The organism is Candidatus Nitrospira nitrificans (assembly GCF_001458775.1).
Classification (GTDB): Bacteria; Nitrospirota; Nitrospiria; order Nitrospirales; family Nitrospiraceae; genus Nitrospira_D; species Nitrospira_D nitrificans.
Genome location: NZ_CZPZ01000002.1, coordinates 144,403 through 158,411, shown reverse-complemented (window position 1 = coordinate 158,411; position 14,009 = coordinate 144,403). Strand labels below are relative to the sequence as shown.

Sequence of the window (14,009 nt, the reverse complement as noted above, 5' to 3'; positions counted from 1 at the left end):
TGGAGTTATATTGAAGTCCGTTGAATTTTGAATGAGGGGCTCCTGCCGTGGAATACTCTACGGGCACACAGGAAAGGAGCCACCGATGAGGCGGGAGACCAGACAACGGAAACAGGTGTTGGCAGGATTGCGAGCGATGACGGGTGAGGACCGAATGCTGGGGACCCTGGTCCGTGTCATTCACTCCGGGAAACAAGCGTTGGATGCGGTGATGCTGGAGATGGGACGGATGGTGGGTGAGAGTATCATGCTGATGGAGCGCGAGGAGATCGCGGGACCGGACTACCATCCGACGGACCCTGCTCTTCAAAAGTGGGCGCATGAGGACGGCTCGATCTTCCTGGGAGACCAGAAGGTCAAGGTGACGCGCCCCCGCTTGCGGCACGTGACGCAGGGAGAGCTGACCCTGCAGTCCTATGCCCGGATGCGTGCGCCGGGGGCATTTTCGGAGGAACTGTTGGCGAAGATTCTCCGAGGCGTGTCGGCGCAGCGCTACGCGGACACCGTGATCGAGGCCGCAGGGGCGTTCGGCGTGTCCGCCTCCTCGGTCTCTCGCAAGCTCGTGGAGCTGACCGCGACGAAACTGAAGGCGTTCCAACAACGATCTCTGGCCGACGTCACGCCATTTGCCCTCTTCCTCGACACCATCCACCGAGGGGGCGAGGCGTTTCTCGTCGCCCTGGGGGTGGACCAGGGTGGGGAGAAGAAGGCCTTGGGGTTCTGGCAGGGCTCTTCAGAAAATCACGAGATCTGTGAGGCGCTGTTTGTGGACCTGGAGCGTCGCGGGCTGGTCCTCTCCCGCCGAATTCTGTTTGTCACCGATGGCGGCAGTGGGCTGATCAAGGCGCTTCGAGCCCGGTTCGGTAAGAAGCTGGTGCATCAACGCTGTGCTATTCACAAGAGCCGGAATCTACAGCGGCACCTGGCAAAGCCGTATCGGGCAGAGGCGCATCGGCGGCTGATGACGGCGTTGGAGCAGACCAGCTATGCCGACGCGAGGCGGATGCTGCAGGAGTTGGAGGCCTGGCTCCGAACCAAAAACGAATCAGCGGCCACATCGCTCCGGGAAGCCTTTGAGGAATTATTGACCCTGCATCGGCTGAAGGTGCCGCCCCTGCTGCGCAAGACGCTCATATCCACCAATCCAATCGAGAGCATGTTCTCGCTGGTCCGGCACAGTGAGCGGAACCTCAAGCGAATCCGCGGGAGTGTGATGCTTCAGCGGTGGCTGGGGACCGTGCTGCTCTGCTGTGAGCAGCGGTTCCGGAAGGTCAAGGGCTATGCCGAGATTACGCAGATCAGGGCCACAATTGAGACCGAGCAGACAGAGGCGGCCTCTGTGCCGAGCAAGAAGGCAGCCTGACAAGAGCCATAACCATGGAGCGACTCAGAACATTTTCAACGGACATCTTGATAATTCCTTTCAGTTTTTCTATCTCCGATAGAATTTGATCTTTATCCGCACCTTCCCATCTCCAATCCTTGGTACTTGCTGAATGCGACGATGGCTGACCATAGCCTGAGTTAGGCGACCACTCATTGTCGGTCACACTTGTAGAACCTGACTGTAGATACACTGCGAGTCGAAAGGGAAATTTTAGCTGCGGTTTCAATTCAAGCGCCCGCTGAATATCGGGACTTGTGACATGATGGGGTGCATCTTGGGCTAATTGCTGGCGAAGCGCTCCTCGGTCGAAACCTCTGGCTGAAACACATCCTGCCAGGATCAGCACAGCCACTACTATGAAGCCCCGCTTCAACATGTCTCCACCCTCCTCATGAATGATTAACGGCCATACCTTCGCATCCCCTGAATCACAACTGGGCAGGTTTGAAACTCTTTTTCTGATCTGCCGCACGCCAGAGGTACCAAGCGGCAGCCGTACGATACGGCTTCCATCTCTCGCCATACTGTAGCACTTGTTTAGGCGTGGGCATCGCCGGCCGTTGGTACGCAATACGGAATCCGTTGCGCAAGCCGAAATCATCGATCGGCAAGACATCGGGGCGACCCAATTGAAAGATCAGCAGCATCTCGGCCGTCCATCGTCCGATCCCTCGGACTTCGATCAGCCGATCAACGATCGCGTCATCGGCCAATTGCCTGATCAGACGGTTTGTCGGCACCGTCCCGTCCAGGGTCTTTGCAGCCAGATCGCGAAGCGCCAAAATCTTCGGCCGGGAGAATCCGGCTTTCCTGACCGATCTCATGTTCATGGCGAGCAGATCATCCGGGCGGGGAAACCTCCGGCCTGGAAAGAGCGCGATGAAGCGTTGAAGGATGCACTCCGCGGCTCTATCATGGAGTTGTTGATAGGCGATCGCTCGGACCAATGACTCGAACGGCGAACGGCGTATCTTCGGAATCAACGTGCAGGGACCGATTTCCTCGATCAACCGACGCATGACCGGATCGACTTCGGAAAGATAGCCGGTCGGGTCGGAATCGAAGGGACTCATCAAGTCAACGGAATACGGCTCTTGTTCTGCGCAAGCCAAACGTCGAACGTCTGCAATGCCGGATTCAAGCTCTTCGCGACGGCGGGATTGCGCGCCCCGCAAAACTCGCCGTTGAAGTCGCGCTTGAATTGAAACATGTTGCCGAGATCCTCGGCGCCCGTGAACCCAAATGCTCGGTACTGCTCCGGAGTTACGGCATTATAGCGAACCGCCTGACCAAATGCCTTGGTCATCTCCGCCGCCATTTCCTCGCCGGTCAAATGTTCGCCGGCGATCCCGACCGTCTTTCCGATGTGCTCCTGACGTCTCTTGAAAATTCCGAAGGCGCACTTCCCAATGTCCTCGACCGCGATGCCGGGCAACTTTTTGTCTCCCATCGGCAATGTAAACAGGAGCGTGCCATCCGGTCCCTGCTTCGGTCCCATGCCGAAAGAAATCATATTGTCCCAATAAAAGGACGTGAGCAGAAAGGTCACGGGAAGGCCCAGCTTGGTGAACTCCCGTTCAACTTCGCCCTTCGCGTCAAAATGCGGAACTTTGTACTTGCCCATCAACGTCGGCATACGGTTGTCCGACAACGGCACCCATTTGCGTGTATCTTCCAACGTCGACCAAATCACATGTCGCACGCCGGTCTCCTTCGCCGCCTCGGCCTGGTTCTTCGCCTGTGCATATTCTTTCTCCGGCGAGAGGTGTTCCCAAAAATTGGTCAGACAGAAGACGCCGTAGGCGCCGGCGAACGCGCGCTTCAGGCCGGCCACATCATCCAGGTCGGCGGACATCACTTCAGCGCCAAGCTGAGCAAGAGCCTTGGCTTTGTCGGAATTCACGTCTCTCGTCAAAGCTCGTGCCGAAAAGCCGCTGCCCTGATCGTTGGCGATCGCCCGCACGAGTCCTCCGCCCTGCGCTCCGGTCGCGCCCACGACGGCAATGATCTTTCTGTCGGCCATAGAACCCCCCTCATAAGCAGATGTTCAAACGGGCGCTGCGTTTCACGCTTCACGTGTTTCAAAATGTTGCTACATGACGATGCCGCCGCCGACCTGGATCGTCTGCCCCGTAAGCCACCGTGCCTCTTCGCTCACGATGAACGCCACAACGTCGGCTATGTCTTTAGGCACACCGAGCCGTTTCATCGGCGTCAGTTGAATCCCGATCTGCCGATATTCTTCCGTCATCATCCCGGTCTCGGTGAAACCCGGCGAGACGGTATTCACCGTGATTCCCTTCGGAGCCAGTTCTTGAGCCAACCCCTTGGTGTATTGCTCGAGCGCCGCCTTGCTCCCGAGATAGGCCGTGGCTCCGGGAAAATGGAGATGCGTCCCACCGGTTGAGATGTTCACGATACGTCCCCCGTCTTTGAGCATCTTTGAGGCTTCCTGCATGGCAAAGTACGGCCCTTTCGCATTAAGGGCGATGACGCCGTCGAAATCCTCTTCCGTCGTCTCTTCCAGCGGCTTCGGCATGAACTTGCCCGCATTGTTCACGAGAATGTCCAGCCTGTTGAATTGTCTCACGGTGTCGATCACAAGACGGCGCGCGTCCGTCACCTGACTCATGTCGGCTTGGACCGCCAACGCCTTGCCGCCTTTCGCTTGAATGCCCACCACGACCTGTTGAGCTTTTTCCGAACTTTTTGAATAGTTCACCACGACGATGGCGCCCTCGTCCGCCAATCGTTCCGCAATCGCTCGACCGATTCCGTTGGAGGCCCCGGTCACAATCGCCACTTTTCCGCTCAACGATTTCATCGGCAAGACTCCTCTGCTCGACTCATGACAGCGCTATCAGGGGGTTGAACAAGTCCGCCGGCGGCGTTCCCCGCCTTGCCGAAGCGGCTTCGCAAGGCAGGTCGCATCGCTTAGAGGTTCATCATACGGTCCACCCGTCGCCTGTATGAACAGGCGATGAGTGGACCGTATGAAAACTATCTAGGATTCGCCTCTTCGCTCGCTGCGGCCTTGCCGGACGGATTCTTTGACCAGCCTGCGAGCTTTTCCACTGTGATCCGAGATCACTCTAACAGAGTGCCATGCTTGAGCCGCTGAAATTGTTTTCCAACAACTCGTTAGGGGATGGGTGTCCCCCACCGGCCGAAAAATGTCGACTCTCCGATCGGCCGGCGACTTCGAGGCCGCAATTCGCGTTCCCGCAGCCGCTCCGGAAGAACGGCTGGATCACCTGGATAGCCGACGGCGATCATGGCAACCGGCTCGTAGCCCGAAGGAATCTTAAGATCGACACGCGCCTTTTCCACGTCAAAGCCGGCCATCTGATGGGCGACCAGCCCGCTTGCCGTTGCTTGCAGCACGAGATTCTCCACGGCCAATCCCGTATCGTGAAAGGCATGCCGGTTCGGCTTTCCGTCATCCTCGAAATTGAGGCTCGCGATCGAGAGTATCAGCACCGGCGCGCGGATGACCCAGACCCGGTTCCCCTCCGCCAGGCAATCAAACAGCCGCTTCCACTCCATTTCGTGGTCCCGTTTCGTCGCGACGATAAATCGCCAAGGCTGTTCATTGTTCGAAGAAGGCGCCCAGCGGGCCGCTTCGAAAAGGGACCACAGCATGTGAGACTCCACCGGCCTTTCATCGAACGCGCGGGGACTCCACCGACGAAGGAGCAGGTCATGGATCGGAAATTGAGTCTGCGCCGGTTTGTCCATGGTCCCTACCCTTTCTTGCCGGCTTCGGCTGATTGCATGTCGGGCGACCAGCCACCTCCCAGCGCTTTGTACAGTTGGACGACCGATGCCAAGAGAAACCGGCGCGTACTGGTCCAGGCGAGCTCCGCCTCGAACAGGCTTCGTCGGGCCACGAGCACGTCCAGATAGTTCGCCAGCCCGCCCTTGTAGCGGAGTTCCGCCAGCTTCAGGGCCGACTGCAAGGCGGTCACTTGTTGCTGTTGCGCGTCGCTCTGGAGGCGAGCCGTCCGAACGGCGACAAGCGAGTCTTCGACTTCGCGAAACGCCGTCAACACCGCTTGCCTGTACTGGGCCAACGCTTGTTTGCTCTGAGCTTCTATCGCTTCTTGCTGGAAGCCCAGGATTTGGGCATTGAACAGCGGAGCGGCGAGGCCTGCGCCGAACACACCGAAGGAGGAGGCCTCGGTGAAGATCAAGGACAGTTCGGGATGAGCCAGACCGGCCAACCCGGTCAACGTGATGCGGGGGAAGCGTTCGGCCTTGGCGGCCCCGATACGGGCGGTGACCGCAGCCAACTGTTGCTCCGCGACCAGCAGATCTGGCCGCCGCTGCAACAACTCGGAGGGCAAGCCCGCCGGAACGTCCGGGGGAATGATTTGCTTGTCCAACGAACGCCCGCGCGCGACGGCAAACGGTTTACGACCCAGCAATATGCTCAAGTGATTCTCGGCTTGAACCATCTGCCGATGGAGTTCCGCCGTTCGTGCCGCGGCATTGGCTCGTTCCGCTTCAAACTGATCCGCATCCAGTTTCGATGTCATACCTTGACGCAGACGCGCCTGGGCGATCCGCACCGACTCTTCCCACGACTGCAACGTTCGCTCGGCAATATCGAGCTGCACGTCGAACTGGAGCAGATTGAAATAGGCTTCGGCGACCGCGCTGACCAGCTGAATCGTCACCGCTCGGCGGTTCTCTTCCCTCGACAATAGGTCGGCGCGAGCGGCTTCGTTGGTGCGCCGGACGCGCCCCCACAGATCCACTTCCCACGACAGGTTGCCCAACAAGTAATAGTTGAACGGGCTGGCAAAGCCGGGAAACAAAAACACGGCGCTGCGACCGGCGGGCGCGTTCGCGGCTGCCGTGATTTGCGGCAAATAGTCGGTTTGGGCTATGAGGGCCCTCGCTCGAAATTCATCGACGGTCGCGACGGCGCGTTGCAGGTCGTTATTTTCCTCGAGGGCCGACCGAATGAGCTGCTGCAACTGTTCATCTTGCAGGAGATCCCACCAGGGTAAGTTGGCCACCGAGGGGAGATCCGCCGGCCCTTCCGCCATGCGAAACCGATCCTCCACCTCCGTCGGTGGCCGCCGGTAGTCCGGCCCCACGGTGCAGGAAGTGACGATGGCGCCGAGCACCAGCAGTGCCACGCAACGAAAGATCGAGAACGACCGCATCAATGCTCTCCGTCCGTTAAAGTACCGGCGTATTCTTGACGAGCCCGCCCGGGCGGCCTCTCCGACGACTCGGTTCGTTCCGTCACCGGAGCCCATCGCTCGCTGACCTTTCGCAACGTGACGAAGAACAGCGGCACAAAAAAGATCGCCAGAAATGTCGCCGTCAGCATACCGCCTAATACACCGGTTCCGATGGATTGACGACTGGCCGCCCCCGCGCCGTTGGCGATCGCCAGCGGCAACACGCCGCCGATGAAAGCCATGGAGGTCATGATGATCGCGCGAAACCGCAACCGCGCGGCTTCCCGCGCCGCCTGCCGGAGCGGCATGCCCTCGCTTCGGCGGTGATTGGCGAATTCAACGATCAGGATGGCGTTTTTGGCGGCCAATCCGATCAGCGTCACCAAGCCGATCTGAAAATAAATATCATTCGTCATTCCTCGCAACCACACAGTGGACATGGCGCCGAAGACTCCGAAAGGCACCGCGAGGATGACGGCAAGCGGCACGGTCCAACTTTCGAATTGCGCCGCGAGCACGAGAAAGACCATCAACAGGCCGAACCCAAACGCCAATCCGGACTGCCCGCCGACCTTCGCTTCCTGGTAAGAAATGCCGCTCCATTCCAGGGTGTAGCCCTGCGGAACCAACACCTCTTGCGCCGTGCGTTGAAGCGCTTCGAGGGCCTGACCGGAACTGTAGCCGGGGGCCGCGGCTCCCAGCACCCAGGCGGTATTGAAACCGTTGAAATGCGTCACCGGATCGGGACCGCTCCTGAATTCCGTATCAACGACCGTATCGAGGGGGATCATCATATCCCCCAAGCCCGTGCCTCCGAGAGCCGGCGCGCTTCTGCCGCCGAGCGCCGCGGCGGCCGGGCTCAGCGAGCGCACATAGACGTTCCCGATGTCGTCGGGGCTCGACCGGAACTCGGCCTCGGCCTCCGTCTGAACGCGATAGACTCGGCCGAACTTGAGGAAATCGTTGATATAGAAATTACCGAAGTAGGCTTGCATCGTGTCGAAGATCTCGGAAATCGGCACCCCCAGCGCCTTCGCCCGCTCACGGTTGACATGGGCGAATAGCCTGGGCGCGGTGACGCGGAAATTGGAGCCGATCCCGGCGATCGCGGGATTCTCCTTGGCCTTTGCGACGAATTGCTGAGTCACCGCGGCCAATTTCGGGAAATCTCCCCCGCTCGGATCCTGGACTTGCAGCGAAAATCCGCCCGTCGCGCCGATCCCGCGAATCGGAGGGGCGTTGAACGCGAGAATCAAGGCCTCCGGAATTTTCGCGAACTCTCCATAGGCCGCCCCGACCAAGGCCTGCACATGCTCACCCGGCTTGCGCTCGTCCCAGTGGTGCAACGGCACGAACATGGTGGCGGAATTGGGACCCCGCGTATTGAAGACGAAGTTCATGCCGGACATCGCGTCGGTCGAGTGAACGGCCGGGACCGAGAGAAAATACCGTTCGATCTTCTTCAGGACCTCATCGGTCCGTTGCTTGGAGGCGCCGTCGGGCAGTTGCACGATCGTGATGAAATACCCTTGGTCCTCTTCCGGCAAAAAGGCGGGAGGAATCACGCGGAAGAGCCCCAATGCCGCGACCACGATCACCGCAAACACCGCGAAGGATACGGCCCGCCATTCGATCACGAGATCCACCGCCCTGGCATAACGATCCCGTGTCCAGTCGAACATCCTATTGAACAGCGCAAAAAATCCCGTCTCGTGATGTTCGCCGCCCGGCTTCAAGACCAGCGCCGACAACGCGGGGCTGAGCGTCAGCGCGACCATGCCGGAGATCGTCACGGCCATGGCGATCGTGATGGCAAACTGTTTATAGAGTTCGCCGATGATCCCGCCGAGGAATGCGACCGGCACGAACACCGCCACCAAGACGAGGACGATCGCGATCACCGGCCGGGTCACCTCCGCCATGGCTCTCCTGGCGGCTTCCCTGGGCGGCAACATTTCTTCCCTCATGTGCCGTTCGATATTCTCGACGACCACAATGGCGTCGTCCACCACGACCCCGATGGACAACACCATGCCGAACAGCGTGAGCGTATTGATCGAAAACCCCAAGGCCTCCATGCCGGCAAATGTGCCGATCAGGGACACCGGAACGGCCACGGCGGGAATCAAGGTCGCGCGCCAGCTCTGCAAAAACAGATAGACGACGAGGATGACGAGGATCATCGCCTCGGCCAGCGTCTTCAGCACTTCCTTGATCGAGACCTCGATGAACTTGGTCGTGTCATACGGAATGTCGTACATCAGCCCCGGCGGAAACGACTTGGCGAGTTCGTTCATTTCAGCGCGGATGTGTTTGGCCGTGTCGAGCGCATTGGCGCCGGGAGCCAGGAAGGTGATCAGGAACACGTTCGGTTTCCCGTTCCATCGTCCTTGCATCACATAGGATTGGGCTCCCAGTTCGATTCGCGAAACATCTTTTAATCGGACCATCGATCCGTCCGGCATGGCCCGAACGATGAGATTTTCGAAATCGCTCACTTCCGTCAACCGGCCCTGCGCCATGATCGGAATCGTGAGCTCCGTTCCCTTCGGCGCCGGCTCTCGCCCCACTTGTCCGGCCGGGAAGTCCCGATTTTGCTCCCGCACCACGCTGACGATGTCGGTGGGCGTCAGCCCCAACTGAGCCATCCGCACGGGATTCAGGATCAGCCGCATGGAATAATTCTGCTGCCCGAAGACGACGGCCTGTCCGACGCCTCGAATCCGCTTGAGCGGGTCGAGCACGCGCAAGAGCGCATAATTCGAGATAAAGACCGAGTCTTGGGTCGGATCGGTCGAAGTCAGCGCAACGACCACCAGAAGGTCCGGAGAAAATTTCAAGACGCTGATTCCCTGCCGGACAACTTCTGGCGGGAGCTGAGGTTCGGCAAGTTTCACCCGGTTCTGCGTCTGCACCTGCGCGATATCCACGTTGGTGCCGATTTCGAACGTCAATCTGATGCTGACATGACCGTCGTTCGTGCTGGTCGAGTCGTAATAGAGGAGATTGTCGATGCCCGGCAGCTGAACCTCGATCGTCCGGGCCACCGAATCCGCCACGACTTCCGCGCTGGCGCCGGGATAGTCGGCCTCGATCTGGACGACGGGCGGGCTGATGTCAGGAAATTGAGCGATCGGCAAGGTGGCGAGCGCCACCAGTCCGATGACCACGATGACAATGGAGAGAACCGATGCAAAGATCGGCCGTTCGATGAAAAAGCGTGAACTCACTGTGGATCCTTAGAGGCTTCGGGCTTCGCTTCCGCCGCTGGGTCGGCCACGCCGACCGGAGTTCCGTTGTCCGGTTTTCCGTCAGCCGTGGATGTGGCGGCCGGAATCGGTTTGACCGGAGCTCCGGGCGCCACCGTATGAAAGCCGCTCACGATAATCCGCTCGCCGGACTTCACACCCGACTCGATGATCCATTCCTGGTCTTGCCAGCTGCTCGCCTTGATCGGACGAATTTCCACTTTATCCCCGTCGCCCACGACAAACACGATCGGACCTTGCGGACCCTGTTGAACCGCTCGCTGAGGCACCAACAGGGCATGGTCTTTCATCGTTCCCTTGAATCGCACCTTCACAAATTGTCCCGGCAGCAGCATGCCGTCTGGATTGGGGACGACGAATCGAGCCCTTCTCGACCCTGTTTCAGTCCGCAGACCGACATCGGCGAAATCAAGGACGCCCTCATGCGCATAGGCGCTGCCGTCGGCCAAGATGACCGTGCCTTTCAACTGGGAGAGTCCGGGATGTTGAAGCCCCACGGCGATGGCATCTTGCCGCCGCTTGAGCAGAAAGCTTTCCGGCACGTTGATCACCACGTACATCGGATGGATGCGATGAATCATGGTCAGCAAATCGGTTTGAGCCGAGACCAACCGGCCCTCATAATACCGGCTCCGCTCGATGAGCCCGGTGATCGGGGCGACGATCGTCGTGTTGTCGAAGTCGAACTTGGCTTTGATCAAATCGGCCTGCGCCCGTTGCAACGCCGCCTTTGCCGTCAAATCCCCCGCGATCGCATCGTCCACATCCTTTTGACTGACGGCCTGCTCCTCAAGCAGCGGTTTCACACGGGCCAGATCCTGCTTGGCTTGGACCAATCGCGCTTCCGCCTCCGCGATCCTGGCCTGCGCGCTTTTGTAAGCCGCCTCGAACGGCACGGGGTCGATTTGGTAAAGCTTGGCGCCTTTTTTGATCTCTCGCCCTTCCGAAAACAGCACCGCTTTCAGGATACCGGTGACTTGAGGGCGAATTTCAACCGGACGAGACGCTTCCGCCTGCCCGATGAATTCCGGTTCATCCGGCACGGTCCGCGCGATCGCCGTCACGACTTCCACTTGCGGTATAGGAGGAGGAGGGGAAGGAGCCGAGCCTGCATCCTCTTTGCAACCAGGCAGCGCGGCTATTGCGGCTGATACCAGCAGCACCGCGACAGTTCTAAACAGATACGTATCTGAAAAACCCATTCGATCCACCTTGCTCTTTATCGCTCGTCAATGTTCCGCCGCGGACAAAGATGTCATTGTACCGGCGCGCGCGAGACGGCGACAAGTCCAACACAGATAAGATTTCTCGACATTGCACCGACAATGGAGAACCACGCGTCACGTTTCCTCTTGCGTCGCCCTCGAAGCAAACCGGTCATCGTTACTTTGACTGACTCGATGGATCGAGCCTGCCGGCCCCGATGATCTCTTCTACGACACATCTCGTCAAACAGCCGGACGCCCGCAGCTCTGCCCCCTGCCGCCACAGGCGGGCCAATAGCTCTTTCCCCTCCGTATCGATGAACGTCACGCCGGTCAAATCGATCACCGCGCAACGTTCATGGTCCTCGGACATCTTACGGCAATAGGCACTGAGCTCCTCCACCCAGGGGCCGGCAAGACGTCCCTCAATGAGGAGGGAGACGCCCTCCGTCGTTGCCTCTCGCCGACCGGTAATCTTCAACATGAGCTCATCCTTACCGCAGCCCTTCTTCGAAGGTTCGACCTGGATCGATTCCAAGTTTTAAACAGCGATTCGCCAGAATAACCGGGTCAACGACTTCTCCACATTGCACACAACGCCTCGCCAAGGAACCGGCCTGAGTTCCACCGGCACTGGAATCGAACGACTCTTCCGCGACCATAAGTCCCGTGCATCTCGAACAACGTATCGTGCCGCTCAGTTCTTTTTTTGCCGATCCCACCATCGTCGCCATGGTTGACCTCCCTTGTGTAAGGGTTTTGTCTTGATACTGAGCAACATATGTTCCAGGAGAGATTGAAAAGCCTGGCCCATCCAAATTACGGAAATACAGTGAAGATAGGCCGTTGAAAGAGAGTGTTCGTTGAAGGAACCGGGGAGTAACCTGCCGATTCCCCGGCACGCTGCCGAACGGTCGGCGCGTGCCTGGGAATGGAGACTAAGGCAGAGTATAGGTCAAGTTCGGCCAGACCGCATACCCGATTGCTTGGCCGTTTTTCCCTTCCTGCAGTTCAAAGACGATGCTGGTCTGGAAAGGAGTGGTTCCTGACATCCCGGTGAAACCACCGGAACCGCCCGTAAAGGTGAAATCACCCACACACTCTTTCAAATTGCCGGTGCACTTCCAGTGGGCATATCCGACATCCTTGCCTTCATGCGCCACCATCGTGCAGAGGCCTTCTATCGCCTGATAATCTTTGTTTCTGTTGAGATTCACGCGCACCGGACAGGCCAGTTTGGATGAATGGACGATCATCTTGCCACCATCTTTATGACGGGAGATCAGCACCCCTTTCACCATTCCATTGACGACCTGGTCTCCATTTCCAAGTTCCAAGAACTCGCCCGTTCCGCTCCAACTGGAACTGGAGTCTCCTGCCTCAACGGTCTTCCCATACGCCACAGAGCCGGTCCCTTGCCCAAGGAAAAGAACCATTCCAATCACACACACCAGATAACTGAAACTCCTCATGCCCGTCTCCTTTCAATGTGGTCCACCCGAAAGCCCGCTCATGTCTTTCAAGATCGTGATTCATAGCATGTTTAGTCAGATCAGAACAACATCACCCCGTAAGTAGCTTTTCACCGGCTGTTCCAAAGTCGCTTCTTTTTCCTTATGCCGGAACCGAAATCGCGATCACCCCCCGGAAGATGAAGATAATGATCCACCTGCGTCTTCCTTTCCGGCACTGCGGTCACGCTGCTCTCCTTACCGACTGTTCTGAAGCGCCTTCACCTCTCTCAAGCCAACGAGCGATGGCACCGTCCAATGCCCACTTTCCCCCACCGATCACGATAAGCGCGGCGCTCATGGCCATGACCAGCAGGTGATACTCGAAACCCTCTCCCTGCTGTTGGCCGAACCAGTTCATGAAAAACCCCTGAGGCCAGTGCACCGTCGCAATCGCGCCGATCATGATCACGATGAAACTCGCCGCGGTGAACCGTGTCAGAAACCCAAGGATCAATCCCAGACTGCCGAGAGACTCTCCGATGATGACGAGGAAAGCCACGAGCCAGGGCAGCCCCATTTTTTGGGTAAAGAATCCCATCGTCCCCTCGAAGCCGTTTCCACCGAACCAACCCAAGAGTTTCTGCGCGCCGTGCGCAAACATCACCACGCCGAGGCAGACCCGCAGAATAAGACCGGCCCACGAATCATCTGTCTTGAACAACAACATGGGACACCTCCTATTTCCGTCTAACCAGCGCAGGCCGCCGAGAGCGAGCCGTGATCCGCACCATCGCATTCTTGATCAACAGCCTTGTCATGCTCAGCGGTAAGGCTCCGAGCGCGCCGTACCACAAGCTCCATAGAATCACCTCGTTCATGGCGTCTCCTCCCATTCTTCGTGCAATGCTGCCAAGACCTATGGCAAGGGGCGTTCCAGATTCGGGCCGCGCTACAGTCCACCGGACTAACGTCTTGACCTCTCTTGAGAAAGTCGGTTGTTTCGGAATGGATCAGTGCCGCAGACACCGAGAGGGCTGGAACGGAGATGACGAAGGTTCGTCAGGTGCCGAGACCGATCGTCATAGGATGAACGATCTGCGGCCGGCAGAACTGTCGGATAAGGACAGAGGTTCGGTCCACCAACTCTTCACGAGCGTCGGTGTTGTCGCTTGACCTGCGGATGGGCAACCGCCCATTCATGCATCGCAAGCAGGATGGGTTCGAGAGAATGTCCCAGCGCCGACAGGCGATACGCAACGCGCGGTGGTCTCTCCGCAAAATCATGTCGCTCCACCAACCCATCGGTTTCCAGTTCCCGTAACTGTTTCGTCAGTGTCCGGTGTGAGATGCCGCTGAGATCGCGCTGCAACCGGTTAAAGCGCCGATCGCCTTTGAGCAACCAATAGATCACCATCACCTTCCACCGACCGGAAACCAGGTCGAGTGTCTGCTCCGTCGGACAACCGATGCTCTTTGCCAATGGCAGTATCCTCCTGGAC

Annotated in this window: 14 protein-coding genes; 1 reads left to right on the top strand and 13 read right to left on the bottom strand. The window is 58.6% G+C overall.

Annotated features, from left to right (window positions below):
• Positions 1-85 precede the first annotated feature (85 nt).
• Entirely contained in the window at positions 86-1,363 is a 1,278-nt protein-coding gene (locus tag COMA2_RS02940) for an IS256 family transposase (RefSeq protein ID WP_175304358.1), read from the top strand.
• Positions 1,364-1,815: 452 nt separating this feature from the next.
• Here the strand turns inward: COMA2_RS02940 and COMA2_RS02935 are convergent, their stop codons facing one another.
• The 13 genes from COMA2_RS02935 to COMA2_RS02880 form a co-directional block, all read right to left on the bottom strand.
• Positions 1,816-2,460, bottom strand: a complete 645-nt coding sequence (locus COMA2_RS02935) for a DNA-3-methyladenine glycosylase family protein (RefSeq protein ID WP_090894493.1) — start codon at positions 2,458-2,460, stop codon at positions 1,816-1,818.
• Positions 2,460-3,410, bottom strand: a complete 951-nt coding sequence (locus COMA2_RS02930) for an NmrA/HSCARG family protein (protein WP_090894491.1) — start codon at positions 3,408-3,410, stop codon at positions 2,460-2,462. The genes COMA2_RS02935 and COMA2_RS02930 overlap by 1 nt, the downstream gene beginning before the upstream one ends.
• 69 nt (positions 3,411-3,479) lie before the next feature.
• Positions 3,480-4,211 (bottom strand): glucose 1-dehydrogenase, encoded by a 732-nt coding sequence (locus COMA2_RS02925; RefSeq protein WP_090894489.1) that lies wholly within the window; start codon positions 4,209-4,211, stop codon positions 3,480-3,482.
• Between the two features lie 317 nt (positions 4,212-4,528).
• The gene (locus tag COMA2_RS02920; RefSeq protein WP_090894487.1) at positions 4,529-5,125 is read right to left on the bottom strand and encodes a nitroreductase family protein; all 597 of its coding nucleotides are present in this window, start codon (positions 5,123-5,125) and stop codon (positions 4,529-4,531) included.
• 5 nt (positions 5,126-5,130) lie between these two features.
• The gene (locus COMA2_RS02915; protein WP_090894486.1) at positions 5,131-6,561 is read right to left on the bottom strand and encodes an efflux transporter outer membrane subunit; all 1,431 of its coding nucleotides are present in this window, start codon (positions 6,559-6,561) and stop codon (positions 5,131-5,133) included.
• Positions 6,561-9,812, bottom strand: a complete 3,252-nt coding sequence (locus COMA2_RS02910; RefSeq protein WP_090894484.1) for a multidrug efflux RND transporter permease subunit — start codon at positions 9,810-9,812, stop codon at positions 6,561-6,563. The genes COMA2_RS02915 and COMA2_RS02910 overlap by 1 nt, the downstream gene beginning before the upstream one ends.
• Positions 9,809-11,053: an efflux RND transporter periplasmic adaptor subunit gene (locus COMA2_RS02905; protein WP_090894482.1), complete on the bottom strand. Its 1,245-nt coding sequence runs from the start codon at positions 11,051-11,053 to the stop codon at positions 9,809-9,811. The genes COMA2_RS02910 and COMA2_RS02905 overlap by 4 nt, the downstream gene beginning before the upstream one ends.
• A gap of 181 nt (positions 11,054-11,234) precedes the next feature.
• A complete protein-coding gene (locus COMA2_RS02900) occupies positions 11,235-11,540 on the bottom strand; it encodes an STAS domain-containing protein (RefSeq protein ID WP_090894480.1) in 306 nt (101 codons plus the stop codon).
• Between the two features lie 10 nt (positions 11,541-11,550).
• The gene (locus tag COMA2_RS02895; RefSeq protein ID WP_090894478.1) at positions 11,551-11,790 is read right to left on the bottom strand and encodes a hypothetical protein; all 240 of its coding nucleotides are present in this window, start codon (positions 11,788-11,790) and stop codon (positions 11,551-11,553) included.
• A gap of 204 nt (positions 11,791-11,994) precedes the next feature.
• A complete protein-coding gene (locus COMA2_RS02890; protein WP_090894477.1) occupies positions 11,995-12,528 on the bottom strand; it encodes a hypothetical protein in 534 nt (177 codons plus the stop codon).
• Positions 12,529-12,751: 223 nt separating this feature from the next.
• Positions 12,752-13,237, bottom strand: a complete 486-nt coding sequence (locus COMA2_RS02885; protein WP_090894475.1) for a DoxX family protein — start codon at positions 13,235-13,237, stop codon at positions 12,752-12,754.
• 10 nt (positions 13,238-13,247) lie between these two features.
• Positions 13,248-13,388, bottom strand: a complete 141-nt coding sequence (locus tag COMA2_RS20015; protein WP_175304357.1) for a hypothetical protein — start codon at positions 13,386-13,388, stop codon at positions 13,248-13,250.
• Positions 13,389-13,657: 269 nt separating this feature from the next.
• Positions 13,658-13,990 (bottom strand): winged helix-turn-helix transcriptional regulator, encoded by a 333-nt coding sequence (locus COMA2_RS02880; RefSeq protein WP_090894473.1) that lies wholly within the window; start codon positions 13,988-13,990, stop codon positions 13,658-13,660.
• Between the last annotated feature and the right edge of the window lie 19 nt (positions 13,991-14,009).